Here is an 18,525-nt window from a genome sequence, read left to right as displayed (position 1 = left end):
AAATATAGCATTGCTAAATAAGGCGTTTCTTACGTTAGATTATGGTCTAATTTATAGGTAATTCTTATTTAATTTCGATCAAAAATATCTTCTCAGTTTTATCAGTTACCTTAAATCTATCATCTAATCTATGACCAACAACCCACACAATTGAGCCGTTTGAAGTCAAAACATAGACCTCTTTTTTTAGATTTAAAGGCACTTTTGTATCAATCAAAAAATCGCTAATTAATTTCTTTTTATTCATTCCCAAAGGACAAAACCAATCGCCCTCTTTCCACTTTCTGATTTGTAGCGGAAAACGAACTTTATCAGCATCCAAACAAGCTTTTTTCTTGGCATTTGGTACGATAAAATTTTCCGTTCTTTCAAAAGATTCACCAATGGTTAAGTTAATATTCTCCGATAAAAACTCTCTAATGCCAGATTCAATTACTTGACTTTCAAATACTTGCAAGTTCTTTTTGGTAATTACTAACTCCGTTCTGTCCTTCACCAATGTATGTGTAGGAGAGAGGAATGTACGTCCAGGTTCTTTGTCAAATGCCTCAAAAATATCTTGGCATTGTTGGTAAGTAAAATGAAAAGGTTTCAACATTTCCGACAATTTTATCATCGGTTGCGAAAGCGCTTGAATTGCCTTATAATTCACAAAAGTAGCCTGTGCATCCGACCAAGTAATTTGCTTACGGAGCATCTCTATTTCTTGCTCGAAAATTTCCTCAACCGCCGAAATTCTTTCAACGGTTTGCTGAATGGTATTTTCCAGATTTGGATTGATTTTTTTCAATAAAGGCACCACTTCATTGCGGATCAAATTTCGTTGATATTTATTGGATTCATTCGAGGAATCTTCTCGCCAAATTATCTGATTTTCAACCACATACTCAAAAATATTATCTTTTTCAGTGAATAACATTGGACGAATTAGGCATCCATTTTTTGCCTTGATTCCGTGTAAACCAGCAATTCCTGTCCCTTTTGTAAGGTTTAAAAATACGGTTTCCAAAACATCATTTTGATGGTGTGCGGTAGCAATATAATCGCAATTATGCTCTTTTCTTACTTTCTCAAACCATTCATAACGCAGAATTCTTGCCGCCATTTGCGTGGATATTTTCTCATTATCCGCAAATTCTAAGGTCTGAAAAGTGGTAATGATAAACGGAACTTTATATTTAATGGATAATTTTTTCACAAACATTTCATCCTCATTTGATTCTTCAGCACGAAGCCCGAAATTGCAATGAGCAATCACAAAATCGAATTTTGCTTTACTAAAAAGGTCGCACATCACCACGGAATCCATGCCGCCACTGACCGCTAAAAGCACCTTTTGGGTTGGCTGGATGAGATTTTGTTTGTTAATAAAAGTTAAAAACTGGTCAAGCATCGTATTATTTGAGTAATTTTGTCGTAAATAATAAATATGAAATATTCCACAAAAATACATCAATTATTAGCAAATTTGCTTGTATCTCGATTTTGTAATTTTTTCTTCGTTTTTTTTATAACGATTAATTTTATTTGTGCCCAAACCCCAGCAATTTATCCCATTACTCCAACCAACCCGAATCAAGTAGAAATTATTAAAGCGGATAGTTTAGTGGGTCAAAATACGCCTTTTATGTCGGTGAGGAGATTGATGGGAAATGTGGCACTTCGACAAGCTACTACCTTGTTATACTGCAATTTAGCTATCTTGAATGAGACAACAAATATCTTAGAAGCCTACGGAAAAGTAAAGATTATTCAAGCTGATACGGTGACTATTACGGGTGATACTGCTTATTATTTTGGGAACGATCGAAAAGCAAAAATTAATGGGCGAGTAAAATTAGATGATAAGACTATCTTGCTGACTACCAATAAGTTAGATTATGATTTGAACAGTAATGTCGCCTATTATAACACAGGTGGAAAAGTAGTGGATAAGAAAAGTGTTTTGACCAGCAAAGAGGCATATTATAATACCGTTACGAAATTAGTGAACTTCAAAACCAACGTAAAAGTATTGGATAAAGAGGGGAATTTAACCGCTGATTCCTTGCATTATAGTACGCTTTCAAAAGAAGCTTATTTTGTTGCTCCAACCTTAATTGTCAATGGGAAAGACACTACGTACGCCAACCCAGGCAGTCAATATAATACAGTTACGAAAATTGCAAACCTCAAAGGACGTTCAACTGTAAAAACCGACGATTATATCATGATTGCCGACACGATGATTTATGACCCGCCCACCGAAATTGGGGTTGCCAATGGAAATATTGTGTTTTTATCTCGAAAAGATAAAGCCATTTTAACGGGTGATAAAGGGCGTTATTCAAAAAGAACGGGCGTTACCAGAGTATTTGGACACGCACTTTTGAAAAATATCATGGATAATGATACCCTCTTTTTGAATGCGGATACGCTGGTTTCTTTAGATAATAAAGAGACGAAAGTAAAGAAAATGTATGCTTACAAAAAGGTTTTAGTTTATAAGTCTGATATGTCGGCTAAGTGTGATTCTTTGAGTTATAATATGTCAGATTCCACGATTTACTTTTATCAAAAACCGATTCTCTGGAATAATAAAAACCAGTCTGAAGCTGATTCTATCAATGTTTTGTTGAAGAGAAACAAAATAAAAACGATGAATATGAAGGGTAAATCATTCGTAATTTCGATTGATACTTTGATTAATTACAACCAAATAAAAGGGCGAAAAATGCTCGTAAATTTTACGGACAGTTCAAGAATTGAGAAAGTAACGGTGGAAGGAAATGGCGAAAGCATCTACTATGCCATTGACGAAAAGAATACCGTCACGGGTATGAATCGAGTGCAATGCGGGAAGATGAACATCAATTTCAAGAAGAATAAAGTGAGTAAAATCGCTTTTATGGCTAAACCAGATGGACGTTTTATTCCTCCCAAAGAAATTAAAACGGATGATAAAGAATTGGATGGATTCCGTTGGAGAATTGCTGAAAGACCCACAAAAGAATCAATTATGAAAATTGTAGCTCCCCCTATTTTAGTAAAATTAACTATTGCTAAGAAAGATTCAGTCATCATAAAACCTGTTAAGAAAGAAGCGAAAAAAATACCGTTGAATAAAATTAAGAAAAAATTAAAGTCAAAACTTTGAAAATTGAACAATTTTAATATATTTTTGTTTAACCCTTTCAAAGAATAAGTGTTTGATTATCAGTCGGTAAGAAATAAAAGAAAATTTTATATTCACATTTACACAATAATTAACACTTTTTAAGAATCCTTAATGCAACCTTTTCCGTAGTTTTATGGTCTAATGATTATAAGTGATACCCTCGCACAGTTTTTGTATATTAAATTTCGCTGGAAATCAGTACTTAAAATAAAAAAATACTTGAAGAAAATATTTACAATGCAATGAAACCTATACTAAGAAATTCGCTGATGTTGTTGATGCTGACAGTCTTGCTGTCGGGCTTACAGACATCTGCCCAAACCGATAACCGGCATAAAAGCCGTTTGGAAATAAAGCCTAAAGCAAAGACCCTTTCGTCTTCTGTTTTATTTAAGAAAACATCATTTTCTTTTTTTCAGCCAACATTTTTATCTCTCGATAGAAATACCAATTACCAACGTTCAACCGTAATTAATCAATATTTTACTAATTCATTTTTGCTGCAACCTGTTAAAAATCAAGTCGTTAAAGTTGAATCACTTGGTATTCAGCCAGTTGCTAATCTTGTAGAAAAAGAAAATAAAGTAGAAGAATTCATCAGTTCAGAAGATAGATTGTTCTCAAATGATAAATTAACGGTTTCAAATATTTATCCTAATCCAGCTGATGACCATGCGGATATTGATTATGTGATTTCATCGCAATTTGGTGAAGCAAAAATTACATTTTACAACGTTTTAGGGAATGAAATGAAAGAAGAAGTTTTAGATAAAGACCAAAAGAGATTGAGAGTTTCAACAAAAGAATGGAACAATGGAATTTATCTTTATCAATTATCTTCAGAAGGTAAGTCGTTGGTTACTAAGAAGTTATTAGTGAGACATCAATAAAAACATTTTATATTTCGAATTTTAGAAGCTATGCCTTTTGGGGTATAGCTTTTTTGTGTGTACTACTAACAAATCATACAATTCCAAAACTTGCTCCACTACAGGCTTTTTATCATCATTTTCAATCACATAATCTGCAATTTTTAATCTCTCCTCTTCCGCAATTTGTCGTGCAATAATTGCGGCAATTTCTTGTTCAGAACGCTTGTCTCTTGCTTGTATTCGCTTGATTCTTAGGTCAACTGGCGCATTTACAACAATTACTTTATCGAATATATTGTTCTCCCCAGCGGCTTTCATTAAAGCGGCTTCGTAAAGAAGAAATGGGGATTTTGGGGATTTTTTTACCCACTCGTGTGCATCTTTATGTACACAAGGATGCACCAGTGAATTTAGTTTTTTGAGTAAATCTGGATTATTAAAAACTTGAGAAGCAACCCAAGCACGGTTGTATTCGTCCGCAGGGGTATATGCATTTTCGCCAAGAAGATTTTTGATTGATTTTTTTAAGGATATATCCTTATTAATTAAATATTTAGCTCGTGAATCCGCATCGTAAATTGGAATATTCATCGTTGAAAAAATCTTACAAATGAGGCTTTTCCCAGCGCCAATCCCGCCTGTTATGCCAATGATTTTTTGGGAGTTGTTTGTCTGAATCATGATTTTAATCTTACTACTCACATTTTCTATGTTACCTATCTTCTCTATGTGGTGATTGCACTATTTCAACAATTCCGCTACCTCAAAGCTCACAGTAACTCGGTCTTTATTGGCTTTAATTAAAGAATTTTTTGGAAGGGATAATTTTATCTCATCATCAAAGTTTTCTTGCAATCTTCGGGTGGGTACTTTTACTAAAATCGCACTTCCCATTTCATCTAAAACTGACTCGGGGCCTTGTAAAGTAATCGTTCTTGGATTCACGTTAATCAAACTCGTAATAACGTAACGGTCTTTTAATGAGATATTTGAGCTATCCACTTTTACGGTAAATTGCTTAGAGACTTTACGGTCAAATTCCAACTCGAAACGGTCGGCAACAACGTAATTTATTTTAACATCTTTAATATATTCCGACAATGAATCTGTTAAGGAACCTGTATTTAAAATTCTGGTTTTCAGTGGTTTACTGATTGAATATTTGATAGGCGTAATATCCAAGGCAAATGCTTTACGCAATAAATTCCAACCGTTTCCCGACACATTCACCGATATTTTTTCGGGTAAAGGTTGTGTGGGAATATACAGCGAATCGTTATACGAAAATTGGAGAGGAAATGATATTTTCTGAGAATAACCCTCTTTATTCAAGGCGTTCATAACCCAGAAAATGATGGCAGCCAAGAGACAAATAAAAATGGCTTTATAGTCGGTTTTTGAAGGGGCTGGTTTCATGGATTATTGTAAAAAGTTAAAAAGTTAAAGAGTTATAGAAGTTTCAAAACCTTTAAACTTCTATAACTCTTTAACTAATAAATAACTACTCTCCAATCTGAGCCGAAGAATCTTTTGAAATGGCAGTTTTCAAGAAAACCATTTTAATGCCCTTGCTTGAATCGACTTCTAAAACAACCGTTTTTTCACGAACAGATGAAATCGTACCGTGCAATCCACCAATAGTAATTACTTTGTCTCCCGCTTTTAATGAATCCACGTAAGCTTGTTGGTCTTTTGCCTTTTTTTGTTGTGGACGTATCATGAAAAAGTACATGATAACGAACATTCCTCCGATTAAAAATAATGAAGAAGCTCCGCCTCCGCCAAATCCTTGTAATAAAATACTATTGTACATGGTTAGTTTTTTGTTAAATTTTATTTGAAAATTACTTCTTAATCAATACCTCAATTTTGAAAGAAACCGTATTATCCGAAGGTTTTGTATTGGCATACGCCGTTACGGTTTTGTTTAATTTACCTTCTTTCCCTTTACTGTTAAATTTAACGGTAATAAATCCCCTTTCACCTGGAGCAACTGGTTCTTTTGAATACGAAGGCGTTGTGCAACCGCATGAAGCATTTACATTACTCAATACTAAGGGTATATTTCCCGTATTTTTGAAATTATAAACGTGCATAATGGTATCGCCCTGTGTAATCGTCCCCAAGTCAACCGAAGGCGTATCAATTGCCATGACTGGAAATTTGTCTGCAGTGGGTTGAAGTGCTTTTTGATTTTCTTCAATCGTTTGAGCATCCGTACGTTGCTTGTTTTCGCAAGCCGTAAATACGCAAACACAAAGTGCCAATATTACTAATTTTTTCATAGATTATTAAATCGTTTTTTGTTCGACATTCGATAAAATGGTGCTTTTGGATTTCAACTAAACGAATATCTAACATCCAAAACCAAACAGCGAAACTACGCTTTAGCTTTTATTTGGCTCATCATGGTTTCGACGTCTTCTAAAAGGCGTTCGGCTTTTTCACGGGCATCATTTACTACTTTTTTCCCTTCCGTTTTTGCCATTGTTTCAGGAATTTCTTTTCCCTCAATCAAGTCAGAAATCAAATTTTGCAATTGATCACGGTTTTTTTGGAGTTGGTAAAAAAGTCTATTGCGGGTGTTTTCACCTTTGTCGGGGGCATATAAAATTCCCAACACAGCACCAACGGCTGCACCTGTCATAAATGCCCAAAATGTTTTTGATGACTTATTCATGTCAATTATCAGTTTTCAGTAAGCAGTTATTAGTAAACCGTTACTTTAATTTGTTAAAAAAAATATTTGTAAGGAACTCAAAATTCAAATGTGTAATTTCCCCTAATCCCTATTTATTATCAATTAAACCACGTCCAGATTTTCTGATAACGCCTTCTTTTTGTAATTTTTGGGAAAGTACATCCAAAAGACCATTAATAAATTGTCCCGATTTTGGGGTTGAATAATTCTTTGCTAATTCAATATATTCATTAATTGAAACTTTCGTGGGAATGCTTGAAAAATTAATCATCTCGGCTAAACCCAATTTCAAAATTAATAAATCAGTCATTGCCAATCGGTCGCCGTCCCAGTTTTGTGTTTGGTCGATGATGATTTTTTCGTAATCTTCATCATTATCCAATACATAGTTGAAAAGATCCAAGAAGTAAACTTTATCATCTTCCCAATTCATGGCTAAAGGTTGTAATTCTAAATCCTCAACACCTATAATTTTGAATGTTTTGACCATCATACTCTTCAAAACCTCTCTATTTTCACCCCAATTTAAGTCTTTTTCTTCAAAATAATCGGTAACTATATGATGTTTTAAGATAAAAGTTTTAACCAAATAAATGACTAACGCTAAATCTTGTTCAAAAGTTGGTTCGGTAATACGAAGGTACGATTGGAATTCGGTATCAGGCAAGATGGCTTCCAAGAAAAGTTTTCGGAGAAAATTCTGTTCGTCAGTTGTCCAATTGACATTTTTACGAATGGACTCAGTTTCGAGTGTTTTTTGATTTTTAAGCGCAATTAATACGGAATTATTGGCTAGTCTGGCAGTTCTGAAATCAGTTTCAACTAAACGACGTTGTTCATCCCAAACGGCAATTTCTGTGATTTCAAGTAGCAATTGGAGCATTTTGAGATAAACATTGTAGATATTTTCTACTTCATTCACCATTGCATTCGTAATTCTATTTCTATCTCTTTTTACGGCATCACGATACATTAAAAGGGATTTTTTGGCAGCAACTTTAGATTCTGCGGGAATATCTTCATTGGCATCTTTCTTATGAAAAACTTCATCATAATGTATTTCAGAAAGTTTACGGAGCATATCTAATTTAATAATTTGTTCCTCTTTAGGAATCATTAAATCAAGATTGGGTAGGAAAGATTCGGCAATAATGTCGTTGTAATGTTGATAATCAGCACGTTCCGCTGTGCGGAAGGCGTATAGGTTTTGGAAAGCCTTAGTTCGGAGAAGTCGTCTGTTTACCATCGTGTGTATGAAAGAACGTTTTTTGGTTGCTTTAAATTTTATACAAAATTAGTATTTTTTTAAGAAAAAGAGGGCGTTTCGTGTAAAAAGATTGTTTTATTAAAGGAAATTTGTAAACCTTATCCTAAAATAATCTTTTGCTCGGGTTGATATTTTTTTTTAAATTGCACAAACTAAACATTAAAAATCATGGTTGCAACAGAAGGAACAAATGAAGTAATTGACACGTTCAATATTATATGAAATACCTAAAACATCTCAACAAATATTTTCTCACGTATAAATGGTACTTAATTTTGGGTACAATTTTCACCGCCGTTTCCAATTTATTTGGGGTAGTTCCCGCTCAAATTGTGCGATATGCCCTTGATTTAGTCAAAGAAACCATCGATTTATACTTCCTTTTTGAAGGCTTCAAACTCCAAACTTCCGTGTATGAATTCTTTGCTTTTTCAATTCTGTTATACGGATTGATGATTTTGGTATTAGCCTTGCTGAAAGGAGTGTTCCTATTTTTAGTTCGCCAAACTTTAATTGTGATGTCTCGGCACATTGAATTTGACTTGAAAAATGAGATTTATCATCATTATCAAACACTTCCACTGAGTTTTTATCGCAAAAATAATACGGGAGATTTGATGGCTCGAATATCGGAAGATGTCAATAAGGTAAGGATGTACGTTGGTCCTGCTATCATGTACGGACTGAACTTGATTACGGTGTTCATTCTCGTGATTTGGTATATGCTTTCGGTGAATCAAAAATTGACTTTGTGGGTGCTTTTGCCCGTGCCATTTTTATCGTTTAGTATTTATTTTGTAAATACGATAATCATGCGAAAATCGGAGCAAATTCAAGCCAATTTGTCAAAGATTTCGACTTTTACGCAAGAGGCTTTTTCGGGAATTAGGGTTTTGAAATCATTTGTACAAGAAGAACCTTCAACGATTGCTTTTACGAAACAAGCGAATGTTTACCGTGAAAAGTCGTTGGATTTGGTGAAAGTAGATTCATTATTTTCACCTTTGGTATCGGTTTTAGCTGGTTTAAGTTCGGTAATTGTGGTCTATGTAGGGGGTTTAGAAGTAATGGCTGGACGGTTGACTCCAGGAAGTATCACTGAGTTCATCATGTACGTGTATATGCTCACGTGGCCCATGATTGCCTTAGGCTGGACAGCTTCACAAATTCAACGGGCGGCGGCTTCTCAACAACGGATTAATGAGTTTCTGAATATTAAAACAGACATTGTTTCTGAACAAAATATTAGCAAGGAAATTGAAGGTGATATTGAAGTCAAAAATGTTCATTTTGTCTATCCAGATTCCGGAATCGTGGCTTTGAAAGACTTTTCAATGAAGGTTTCAGCGGGTGAATCCGTGGCAATTTTGGGTACAACAGGTTCTGGAAAAAGTACGATTGCTAATCTTTTATGCAGAATGTATGACGTTTCGGAGGGAGAAATAAAAATTGATAAATTACCCATTAAAAATTTGAATGTCAATGGTTTACGTGCTCAAATTGGTTACGTTCCCCAAGATGTTTTCTTGTTTTCAGATTCCATTCGAAATAACGTAAAATTTGGGGACGATGAAATGACCGAAGCTCAAATTATCCAAGCCGCCAAAGATGCAGATTTGTATGATAATGTGATTGATTTTCCAGAAGGATTTGATACTGTTTTGGGTGAACGTGGTGTTACGCTTTCGGGCGGGCAGAAGCAACGCCTTTCAATTGCCCGTGCGATTGCTCGTGAACCAAGAATTTTGATTTTGGATGATTGCCTTTCGGCGGTTGATACCAAAACCGAAAATCAGATTTTGAATAACCTTCAAGGTATTATGAAAGGTCGTACTTCGGTGATTATTTCGCACCGTGTTTCTTCGGCAAAATTGGCGGATAAAATCATCATGTTGGATGATGGATATATCGTTGAACAGGGAACACACGAAGATTTGATGGAGGCGAATGGCGTTTATCGGGAGTTGTATGATAAGCAGATGTCGGTGGAAGAAGTTTAAATCTAACCTAAAATAATATGAAGAAAACACTTATTCCTAATTCAATTATACTTTTTAGTCTCATTTATTTAACCATTATGATATGGGGTTTTATATCAACGGGAAATAGAATTGGCTTCTTATTTTATGCAGTTGTTTTAGCTATCTTCTCTATTGTATTTATTTATGAAAGAGATAAATTTGCTTGTATTCTAAAGATAGAAGACTACAGATTAAAGTTTAAATATATCTTTCCCAATATAAAGAATGTTGAAATAGATTTGTACAAAATACACGGTGATATAACCCTAAAAAGATTTCATGGAAGAGATTTTGCAGGAGGATTTCCAACTTTATCAAATTACCTTAATTACAGATGGTATTTCTCTGCTGATAGATATGAATTAGAATTTTGGTATGAGGGGAAACTTAAAATAGTCCCTTTTCAAGCTAATATAATCGGTTTAAAATCTTTTTTAGATTCGGTTATTTACCATGCAAACGTCATCAATAAAGGTGAAATCCGTTACAATAAAAGCAATTTGGGAAAAGCTGAATTAGTAACGGAATTATCAACTTTGGCTATAAAATTACTGATAAAATCGTAGCATCAGTCCAATATCTTACTACTCAATCTCAACAATTCAATCTCCGTAATTTTTGCATTGAATTCTGATTCAATTAAACGAGTTTCAGCGGCTACGGCATTGCGTTGAACCTCACGAAGTTCATACGCCGTTGAATTTCCTACTTTATATCTTTCAAAAGCAATATCAATGTTTTGACGAGCAATTTTGTAATTTTCAGTCTCTAATTGAATCAATTCCAAGGCATTTTTATAACTCAAAAATGTTCTTTCCAAGGCCGTATTTAATTGATTTCTAAGGTCGCCTTCTTGATAATTCGCTATTTCCTGACCAATTTTGGCATTTTGAATTTTTTGTTTTTGATTGTAGCCATCAAATATGTTGATGGAAGCTCTCAATCCGTAGTTGAAAGCAAAACTTTGTAGAGATTTTGTGGCTTGCGGTTGTCCAGCACCACTGTTAGTAGAGTTATAATTATAGCCAGTCAGCAAGTCGATTTGTGGATACTGAGCCGCTTTTTGAAGTTTCAAGTCCAATTCTGCCAATCGTTTATTTTGCTCCGCTAATACTAAAGAAGGATTCTGTTTTAAGGTAGCCTCCCGAAGAATTTCGAGCGAAAGATTTTTATCATAAACGATGGTATCAAGCGTATTAAATTCTGTCTGTAAATTCCTGATTAACAAAGAATTAAGGTTTATTTTTGAACTTTCTAATGCCTGTTCCTGAGCTATCAGAGCGGCCCTATCTTCATTAAAATCCACTTGTGCTGAAAGAAAGTCCACTTTTGAGCCTTGTCCAACTTCGTATCTATCTCTTGAAAGTTTCAGTCGATCATTTGAAATATCTAAGCCTTGTTTTAAATTTTTCACCCTTCTTGATTGCCGAATAATGTCATAGTAAGCATTACTAACTTGAGCAATTGAGTTTTCGATGGTACTTTCTAACTGCGTAACCGTGGTTTTTTGTAATTCACGCAAACGGTCACGAGCCACAAACATTCCTAAGCCATCATACAAGGTCCAAATGGCATTTACTCCGGTAGCACCATTATTATTGAGTACGTTTGAGCGTTCGATAGTAGGAAAGGTTGCATCGAAAGGTTGAAGGGTTAAACCATTAACAGAGTAATTTTTATTAATACTCCCCGTCACAGTTGGTAACATTCCAGCATTACCAGCCGTGTTATTATTTTCGGCAATTTTTTTGCTACTTTTCGCAATTTTAATGGAATATGTATTCTCCAAAGAAATTTTTATGGCTTCCTCGTGCGAAAGAATTCCTTGGGCATCGACGTTATAAACAAGTAAAAATAATGATAAAATTAGAGGCAGTTTCATTTTTAACAATGGTTTTGTTGATGTTATTTTCGCTTTTTGCCAATACCCATAAAAGGCTTCCATTCCTTGTTTTCAGGCTTTGAATAGACTTTTTTCTTCTTACTATCTTTGTCTAAATTTCCTGCATTATTAGGAATTGATTGATTTACCACGATTTTTCTTTCCTCAAATTCTTTACCATTCAATCCTTTAATGGCGGCTTTTGCTTCTTCCTCATTTGGCATTTCAACAAAGGCAAAACCTTTATTTTGACGAGTAAATTTATCTATTACAATTTTGGCAGAATGTACTTCTCCGAATTCTCCAAAAATTTCTACCAATGTTGAATCCTTCCATTTGAAAGGAATACTACCTACGTATATATCCATTTTTTTATTATTTATTGATTTACAAAGGTAGTAATTAGGGATTAGTTTTTAGGGAATGGGATTAGTTTTTATTGATAAATGAATGGGGAAGTCATTTATTGGTAATTACTGGTTCAAGTCTCCAGACTTAAATCACTCAGGGTGTCTACCTTCAAATCGTATATAAAAATGCAATTTCTATTTCATCAATCTTTTCCAATCGCCCAAGAACTTTTGAAGTAATACTCTGCCTAAATTCTAATTCAATCACACATTGATTATCAAATTGTTGATTTTTTATTTTTAAGCCAAAATCCTTCACCACTTTCATGATATCGTTCATCTGAACGTATCCAAAAGTCACTTGATGAACGTCATTGATTGTTTTTTCGATGATTTCAGCGTTGATTAGCGCTTCTTCGGTAGCGGACTTATAAGCGTTTATTAAACCTGGAACGCCCAATAAAGTACCGCCCCAATAACGGACAACTACGACCAAAATATTCGTAATTTCTTTCGATAAAAGCACGTTCAAAATAGGACGACCAGCTGAGCCGGCGGGTTCACCATCGTCATTAACTCTGAAATTAGTTCTGTTTAAACCTATGCGATAGGCATAACAAAAATGAACCGCTTTGAAGTGTTCCTTTCTAAGCGGTTCAATGATGTTTTTTATTTCAGATTCATTTTCAAAAGGATAGGCAAAAGCTAAAAACTTACTGCCTTTGTCTTTGAAAAGCCCTTCTGTGGGAGATTTTATTGTTTTGTAAGTATCCATTTATTTTTAGGTATGCGTTATGAAGTCGTAGGGTATGAGGTAAAAAATACAACAACAATTAAATTTAGCTTCCAACAAAGCTACGATTTAATTTTTTTTACCTCATACCTACGACCTTATACCTAAAACTAATACTTAAACACCTTCTTCCCTGCCATCACTTCCTGTGTTTTGGTGTCAAAAGTAACTTTTTCGCCCGTTTTGTAGGCGGCATTTGCCATGATATTTGCAATAGAATGTTGGTATCCAGCCTCAATTGGAGCATTTGGCGTTTTGCGTGAGCGTACACAGTCCATCCAGTTTTTAATGTGAGCCGTTGTTAATTGGTCATATCCCGTATTGGCATTTGTCTCAATTTTAGTTACATCACTCAACTTCATCTTGGGTAATAAATTGGCTTGCAATCCCATTGCTTTTGCTTCCCGATCGCCCATTCCGCCTGTTGGAGAAATTTCGTTAGTGTCCAAATTAATCATACCACCATTCGAGTAGTACAACTCCTTCGTATCACCCGCTCCGTTAGAAAAACGACTGGTGAACTGTACTTGAAAACCTGTCGTCAAATCATCCAGAGGGCCATAATCAAAAACTACGGTCATAGTATCGGCATTTTTACGACCGTCTTTCCACTGATATATTCCGCCATTGGCTACTGCACTTCGTGGGTGAGGCAATCCCGAAAACCAGTGAACCGTATCAATTTGATGCGACATCCACTGACCAGGAATTCCTGAAGAATAAGGCCAGAAAAGTCTGTATTCCAAGTATTTACGTGGGTCAAAAGTATCGGCGGGACGGTTTACTAAAAAGCGTTTCCAGTCAATGTCTGACTCTTTTAAATCTTTGGTTAAAGCAGGTCTTCTCCAACGTCCAGGTTGATTGACATTCCATACCAATTCCACCATCACTATTGGTCCAAATTTGCCCGACTTAATAAAATCTTCTGCTGCAAAATAGTTTGCACCACTTCTACGTTGAGAACCAATTTGTACGATTTTGCCCGATTCTCTTACCGCTTTTAATACCGCACGATTATCCTCCATTGTTTCGGCAAGTGGCTTTTCTACGTAAGCATCACAACCGCCTCTAACTGCCTCAATGGCATGAGAAGCGTGTTGAAAATCAGCCGTTGAAAGCATTACTGCATCCACAGATTTAGAAGCGTATAGTTCGTCATTATTACGAAAAACTTTTACGTCAGAGCCTAACTCTTTGTCAATGAATGCTTTCCCTTCATCACGACGACGATTCCAAATATCCGATACCCCAACCATTTCAAAATTCATTTCTTTCTGAAATTGTTTGAATGGAGGAATATGTGATGACCTAAAACGGTCAGAGAAACCTACGCAGGCAACCCGTACACGGTCATTTGAGCCAATGATTTTGGCATAAGATTTTGCGGAGAAACCCGTGGCTAAACCCGCTAAAACTGTACTTTTTACAAACTCTCTCCTTGTTGTCATTGTTAATAAGAATTTTACTGTAAATATTTTATTTCAATTCCTTAATTTTAATATTTTTAAACGAAACATTATTTCCGTGGTCTTGCAAAAGGATATGTCCTTTATCGCCCGCTCCGAAACCTTTGAATTTTTCGTATTTACTTCTTGCTACCAGAGCATCAAAAATATTGCTTTTACGCTCATATTCGAGCACTTTAAAGCCATTTAGCCAATGTTGAATAATGTTATTTGGCATCGCAACAACCCTTGCCTGATTCCACTCACCAATTTTTCTTTGGAAACGTTTGTCTAATTTATACGAAGGAATTAAATCATATAAACTCGCCATTGTACGATTGCCAGCTGCTCCTAACTTGGCGTCGGGATGTTTTTCGTCGTCTAAAACTTGGTATTCTAACCCAATACCAGATTTCCCACCCGAATCAAAATCTTCGTTTACGAAATATTTTACGCCTGAATTTGCACCGTCTGTAAGTTTAAATTCAAAAGTCATCTCAAAAGCTCCGTATTGGTCATTTGTTACGATGTCGTTGCCCGTTTCAGAACCGTTCGATAAGGCAATATTGACTTCTCCATTTTGAACCGACCAACGGTTTTCGGGCATTTTGTCTCCGTGAACTGCTCGCCAGCCGGTGTAATCTTTTCCGTTGAATAATAATTTTACGCCTTGAGCTTTTTCTTGGTCAGATAAAGTGTTTAACGTCAAATTAATAACGGGAATATTGTCGGTTGGTCTAGGTTTCATATCCGCCCCTGTCTGGATTCGGATATTTTTCCAACGAATTTGCATTCCCTCCGTCATGGTTGCATAAATAGCATGAACTTGAAGAGCAATAAAACCTTTAGCAGTCATATCATCTACTAAATTTGATACTGGAACATCATTTACCCAGGTGCGAATAATATTTCCAATTGCTTCAACTCTGTACTTATTCCATTGTCCATTGCGTTTAAAAGCCATTTTCCCTGCTGGGTTAATGTTTGGAATGTACAACCAATCACGACGACTTTCGTCATAAATTCCACCCGACCAAGCACGGTCAGAGGGGTCAACTTCTACTTGATAGCCGTGAACTGTTCCATTTTTATAATCTGGTTTTGAAAGACTTCTAAACTGGATTCCAGAGTTCATTCCTTCGGCTACGTTTAGTTCGAGTTCGAGGATAAAATCACCGTAATCTTGTTCGGTTGCTAAAAATGAATTGGGCGTATCTTTTACAGTTGTACCCACGATTTCACCATTTTTAGCTTCATATTTGGCTTTTCCACCTAATTGTTTAAAGCCATTTAGCGTTTTTCCATCAAAAAGATTCGTCCACTGTTCCTTTTGAGCAAAGGTTTCGGCCGATAAAATGGTGAAGATTAATAAGAGACTTATCGTTTTTTGTTTCATAAGAATTTCTGAAATATTGATTTATTGGAAAAAGACGAAGATGATATTTTTATACTTGATTTCAAATGGCTATCTTCATAGATTATTAAGCACAACAATAAAGATAATTTTGCCACCAAGATATCCTTTCTAAAAAAGGTAATTAAAGAATTTTATTAACTTTTACTTTGCGTGCCAGTGTCTGAGTGGCAAAACTCATCATCAACCCAACAATTCCATGAAAAAAATAGTAATCCTGCTTCTTTTTGCCACTCAGATTTTCGCTCAAAAATTTACTAAAACTGAAATTACTCGTTTTCAGCAACAAGCTAAAAAAGTTGAGATTATCCGTGATACCTGGGGCATTCCACACATCTACGGAAAGTCGGATGCTGATGCGGTTTTTGGTCTATTATACGCTCAATGCGAAGACGATTTCAAGCGTGTAGAAATGAATTATATCGAAAAATTAGGAAGACTTTCTGAAATTAAAGGGGAGAAAGAATTATACAACGATTTACAAATCAGATTATTAATTGATTCCGTTGATGCCATTGCCGATTATAAAAAAGCCGAACCGTGGTTAAAGAAATTACTCAATGCCTACGCCGACGGAATTAATTTTTATCTCCATAAACACCCCGAAGTGAAACCAACTTTATTGACTCGTTTTCAGCCTTGGTATCCACTTTTATGGACGGATGGCAGTATCGGAGCGATTTCGACGGCGGATATTTCTAATGATGAAATCAAGAAATTTTATTCGGGGAATCAATTGGAAGGAATTTCAAAAAGCAAAACTTCTAATGCTTCAGCAGTATTTGGAGATTACCAACAAACAGGCTCAAATGGCTTTGCGATTGCTCCTTCAAAAACAGCTTCGGGCAATGCCATTTTGTACATCAATCCGCACGTAACTTTCTATTTTCGTCCAGAAGTACAAGTGGTTAGCGAAGAAGGTTTGAACGCTTACGGCGCAGTTACTTGGGGGCAGATGTTTGTTTATCAAGGATTTAATCAATATTGTGGTTGGATGCACACCTCAAGCAACGTGGACGTAGCGGATATGTACGCCGAAAAAATCGTGAAGAAAAATGATAAAATTTTCTACGAATACAACCAGAAATCACGCCCCGTAACGCAGAAAAACGTCACACTCAAATACCTCGAAGGTGGCAAATTAATTGCGAAAAACTTCACTACGTATTACACGCATCACGGGCCAGTAATGGCCAAAAGAGACGGGAAATGGATTAGTTTAAGGTCGTATAATCGTTCGATGACGAGTTTAGTTCAGTCTTGGAAACGTACCAAAGCCAAAGGTTTTGACGATTATAAAAAAGTGATGAATTTGAAAGCAAATACCTCCAATAATACCGTTTTTGCGGATACTAAAGGAAATATTGCTTATTGGCACGGCAATTATGTACCTGTGCGAGACACCAACTATAATTGGGGCAAAGTAGTTGATGGCACGACCTCAAGAACCGAATGGAAAGGTTTGCACGCCGTTGATGAAACCGTGCATAGTTATAATCCAGTAAATGGTTGGCTACAAAACTGTAATTCAACACCTTACACGGTTGCGGGAGAAAATAGCCCTAAACGAGCCAATTTTCGCCCCTACATGGCGCCCGATGGAGAAAATTTCAGAGGAATTAATGCCGTGAGAGTATTGAGCAGAGACGAAGATTATACCATTGAAAAAGTGATTGCGGCGGGTTATGATACGTATTTATCAGCTTTTGCCATTTTGATTCCTGCCATCACGAAGGCATTTGAAAAAGTGCCACCAAACGATACTTTATACCAAGCCTTAGCAGAACCAATTGCGACGTTGAAAAACTGGAACTATTACTCTTCGGAAAATTCTGTATCGACAACTTTAGCCATTGAAACGGCACAAAAATTAAATACGCAAATTACCAAAGTTTACATAGAACAAGGCGAAACCGACCAAGTAGAAAGCACCAAACATTTTGCCGCCAATGCCACCAAAGAAGATTTATTATTACCCCTTTTAAAAACCGTTAATGAGCTAAAAAGCAAATTTGGTACTTGGCAAAAACCGTGGGGAGAACTCAACCGTTTTCAGCGACTTACGGGAGAATTTCAAGAAAAATACGATGATAGCCAAGCGAGTTTACCCGTAGGTTTCGCATCGGCTTTATGGGGTTCGTTGCCATCTTTCAACAGTCGATATTATGGTACGGAAAAACGTTACGGATTGGGTGGTAACAGCTTTATTTGCGCCGTAGAATTTGGTAAAAAAATCATCGCAAAATCCTTATTAGCAGGTGGCGAAAGTGGCAATAAAAACTCCAAACACTTCACCGACCAAGCCCTCATGTACACGCAAGGAAAATTCAAAGATGTGCTATTTTATAAGGAAGATGTATTGAAAAATGTGGAGCGGAGGTATTGGGTTGGGGAGTGAGTTGCTGCATAATAACTATAAAAGGAGGAGGCAAATTCTACTTATCGGGTAATTCTGCAAAAGCCAGAGGAATATCTATTACGAATTTACAAGGCAAACCCGTTGAATTTGCACTGCCAACAATATTAGTGAAGTTGGCGACTGAAAGTAATAAAGTATTTACTTATTAGGTAGGTTTTAGCTATTCGGAGGTAAAGGGATGAAGCACTTTCACAAGAACACAAT

At 35.8% G+C, this 18,525-nt stretch carries 17 protein-coding genes; 5 read left to right on the top strand and 12 right to left on the bottom strand.

Annotation, left to right across the window (positions count from 1 at the left end):
• Positions 1 to 64 precede the first annotated feature (64 nt).
• Positions 65 to 1,393: a tRNA lysidine(34) synthetase TilS gene (gene tilS / locus AC1W31_RS12345; protein WP_481734757.1), complete on the bottom strand. Its 1,329-nt coding sequence runs from the start codon at positions 1,391 to 1,393 to the stop codon at positions 65 to 67.
• 36 nt (positions 1,394 to 1,429) lie between these two features.
• Here tilS and AC1W31_RS12340 point away from each other — a divergent pair, with 36 nt between their 5' ends.
• Positions 1,430 to 3,136 (top strand): OstA-like protein, encoded by a 1,707-nt coding sequence (locus AC1W31_RS12340; protein WP_481734756.1) that lies wholly within the window; start codon positions 1,430 to 1,432, stop codon positions 3,134 to 3,136.
• 263 nt (positions 3,137 to 3,399) lie between these two features.
• On the top strand, positions 3,400 to 4,047 hold the full coding sequence (locus AC1W31_RS12335) for a T9SS type A sorting domain-containing protein (protein WP_481734755.1): 648 nt from the start codon (positions 3,400 to 3,402) through the stop codon (positions 4,045 to 4,047).
• Positions 4,048 to 4,068: 21 nt separating this feature from the next.
• On the opposite strand, the gene coaE is transcribed toward AC1W31_RS12335, so the two are convergent.
• The 6 genes from coaE to nusB form a co-directional block, all read right to left on the bottom strand.
• On the bottom strand, positions 4,069 to 4,710 hold the full coding sequence (gene coaE, locus AC1W31_RS12330) for a dephospho-CoA kinase (protein WP_481734754.1): 642 nt from the start codon (positions 4,708 to 4,710) through the stop codon (positions 4,069 to 4,071).
• Between the two features lie 60 nt (positions 4,711 to 4,770).
• Entirely contained in the window at positions 4,771 to 5,445 is a 675-nt protein-coding gene (locus AC1W31_RS12325) for a YbbR-like domain-containing protein (RefSeq protein ID WP_481734753.1), read from the bottom strand.
• An 85-nt stretch (positions 5,446 to 5,530) separates the two neighbouring features.
• Complete coding sequence (yajC, locus tag AC1W31_RS12320; RefSeq protein WP_481734752.1) at positions 5,531 to 5,842, bottom strand: preprotein translocase subunit YajC; 312 nt, start codon at positions 5,840 to 5,842, stop codon at positions 5,531 to 5,533.
• Between the two features lie 31 nt (positions 5,843 to 5,873).
• Entirely contained in the window at positions 5,874 to 6,314 is a 441-nt protein-coding gene (locus AC1W31_RS12315) for a DUF1573 domain-containing protein (RefSeq protein ID WP_481734751.1), read from the bottom strand.
• Positions 6,315 to 6,409: 95 nt separating this feature from the next.
• Positions 6,410 to 6,709, bottom strand: a complete 300-nt coding sequence (locus tag AC1W31_RS12310) for a YtxH domain-containing protein (protein ID WP_481734750.1) — start codon at positions 6,707 to 6,709, stop codon at positions 6,410 to 6,412.
• A 109-nt stretch (positions 6,710 to 6,818) separates the two neighbouring features.
• Entirely contained in the window at positions 6,819 to 7,976 is a 1,158-nt protein-coding gene (gene nusB, locus AC1W31_RS12305) for a transcription antitermination factor NusB (protein WP_481734749.1), read from the bottom strand.
• Positions 7,977 to 8,215: 239 nt separating this feature from the next.
• Here nusB and AC1W31_RS12300 point away from each other — a divergent pair, with 239 nt between their 5' ends.
• Positions 8,216 to 9,997 (top strand): ABC transporter ATP-binding protein, encoded by a 1,782-nt coding sequence (locus AC1W31_RS12300; protein WP_481734748.1) that lies wholly within the window; start codon positions 8,216 to 8,218, stop codon positions 9,995 to 9,997.
• 17 nt (positions 9,998 to 10,014) lie between these two features.
• A complete protein-coding gene (locus AC1W31_RS12295) occupies positions 10,015 to 10,584 on the top strand; it encodes a hypothetical protein (RefSeq protein ID WP_481734747.1) in 570 nt (189 codons plus the stop codon).
• A 2-nt stretch (positions 10,585 to 10,586) separates the two neighbouring features.
• Here AC1W31_RS12295 and AC1W31_RS12290 read toward each other — a convergent pair whose 3' ends face one another.
• The 5 genes from AC1W31_RS12290 to AC1W31_RS12270 all read right to left on the bottom strand — a co-directional run bounded on the left by AC1W31_RS12290 (position 10,587) and on the right by AC1W31_RS12270 (position 15,884).
• Complete coding sequence (locus tag AC1W31_RS12290; protein WP_481734746.1) at positions 10,587 to 11,900, bottom strand: TolC family protein; 1,314 nt, start codon at positions 11,898 to 11,900, stop codon at positions 10,587 to 10,589.
• A 23-nt stretch (positions 11,901 to 11,923) separates the two neighbouring features.
• Positions 11,924 to 12,268, bottom strand: a complete 345-nt coding sequence (locus AC1W31_RS12285) for an RNA recognition motif domain-containing protein (RefSeq protein ID WP_481734745.1) — start codon at positions 12,266 to 12,268, stop codon at positions 11,924 to 11,926.
• 151 nt (positions 12,269 to 12,419) lie between these two features.
• Positions 12,420 to 13,025, bottom strand: coding sequence for an IMPACT family protein (locus AC1W31_RS12280; RefSeq protein WP_481734744.1), 606 nt, complete (start codon positions 13,023 to 13,025; stop codon positions 12,420 to 12,422).
• A 128-nt stretch (positions 13,026 to 13,153) separates the two neighbouring features.
• Positions 13,154 to 14,491: a Gfo/Idh/MocA family protein gene (locus AC1W31_RS12275; RefSeq protein WP_481734743.1), complete on the bottom strand. Its 1,338-nt coding sequence runs from the start codon at positions 14,489 to 14,491 to the stop codon at positions 13,154 to 13,156.
• Between the two features lie 28 nt (positions 14,492 to 14,519).
• Positions 14,520 to 15,884: a 3-keto-disaccharide hydrolase gene (locus AC1W31_RS12270; RefSeq protein WP_481734742.1), complete on the bottom strand. Its 1,365-nt coding sequence runs from the start codon at positions 15,882 to 15,884 to the stop codon at positions 14,520 to 14,522.
• Positions 15,885 to 16,101: 217 nt separating this feature from the next.
• Here AC1W31_RS12270 and AC1W31_RS12265 point away from each other — a divergent pair, with 217 nt between their 5' ends.
• Entirely contained in the window at positions 16,102 to 18,300 is a 2,199-nt protein-coding gene (locus AC1W31_RS12265) for a penicillin acylase family protein (RefSeq protein ID WP_481734741.1), read from the top strand.
• Positions 18,301 to 18,525: the final 225 nt, after the last annotated feature.

The sequence above is a fragment of the Arcicella sp. genome (assembly GCF_964672035.1).
Note: the sequence above shows the minus strand (reverse complement) of the source record. Positions and strands in the feature narration are given on the sequence as shown.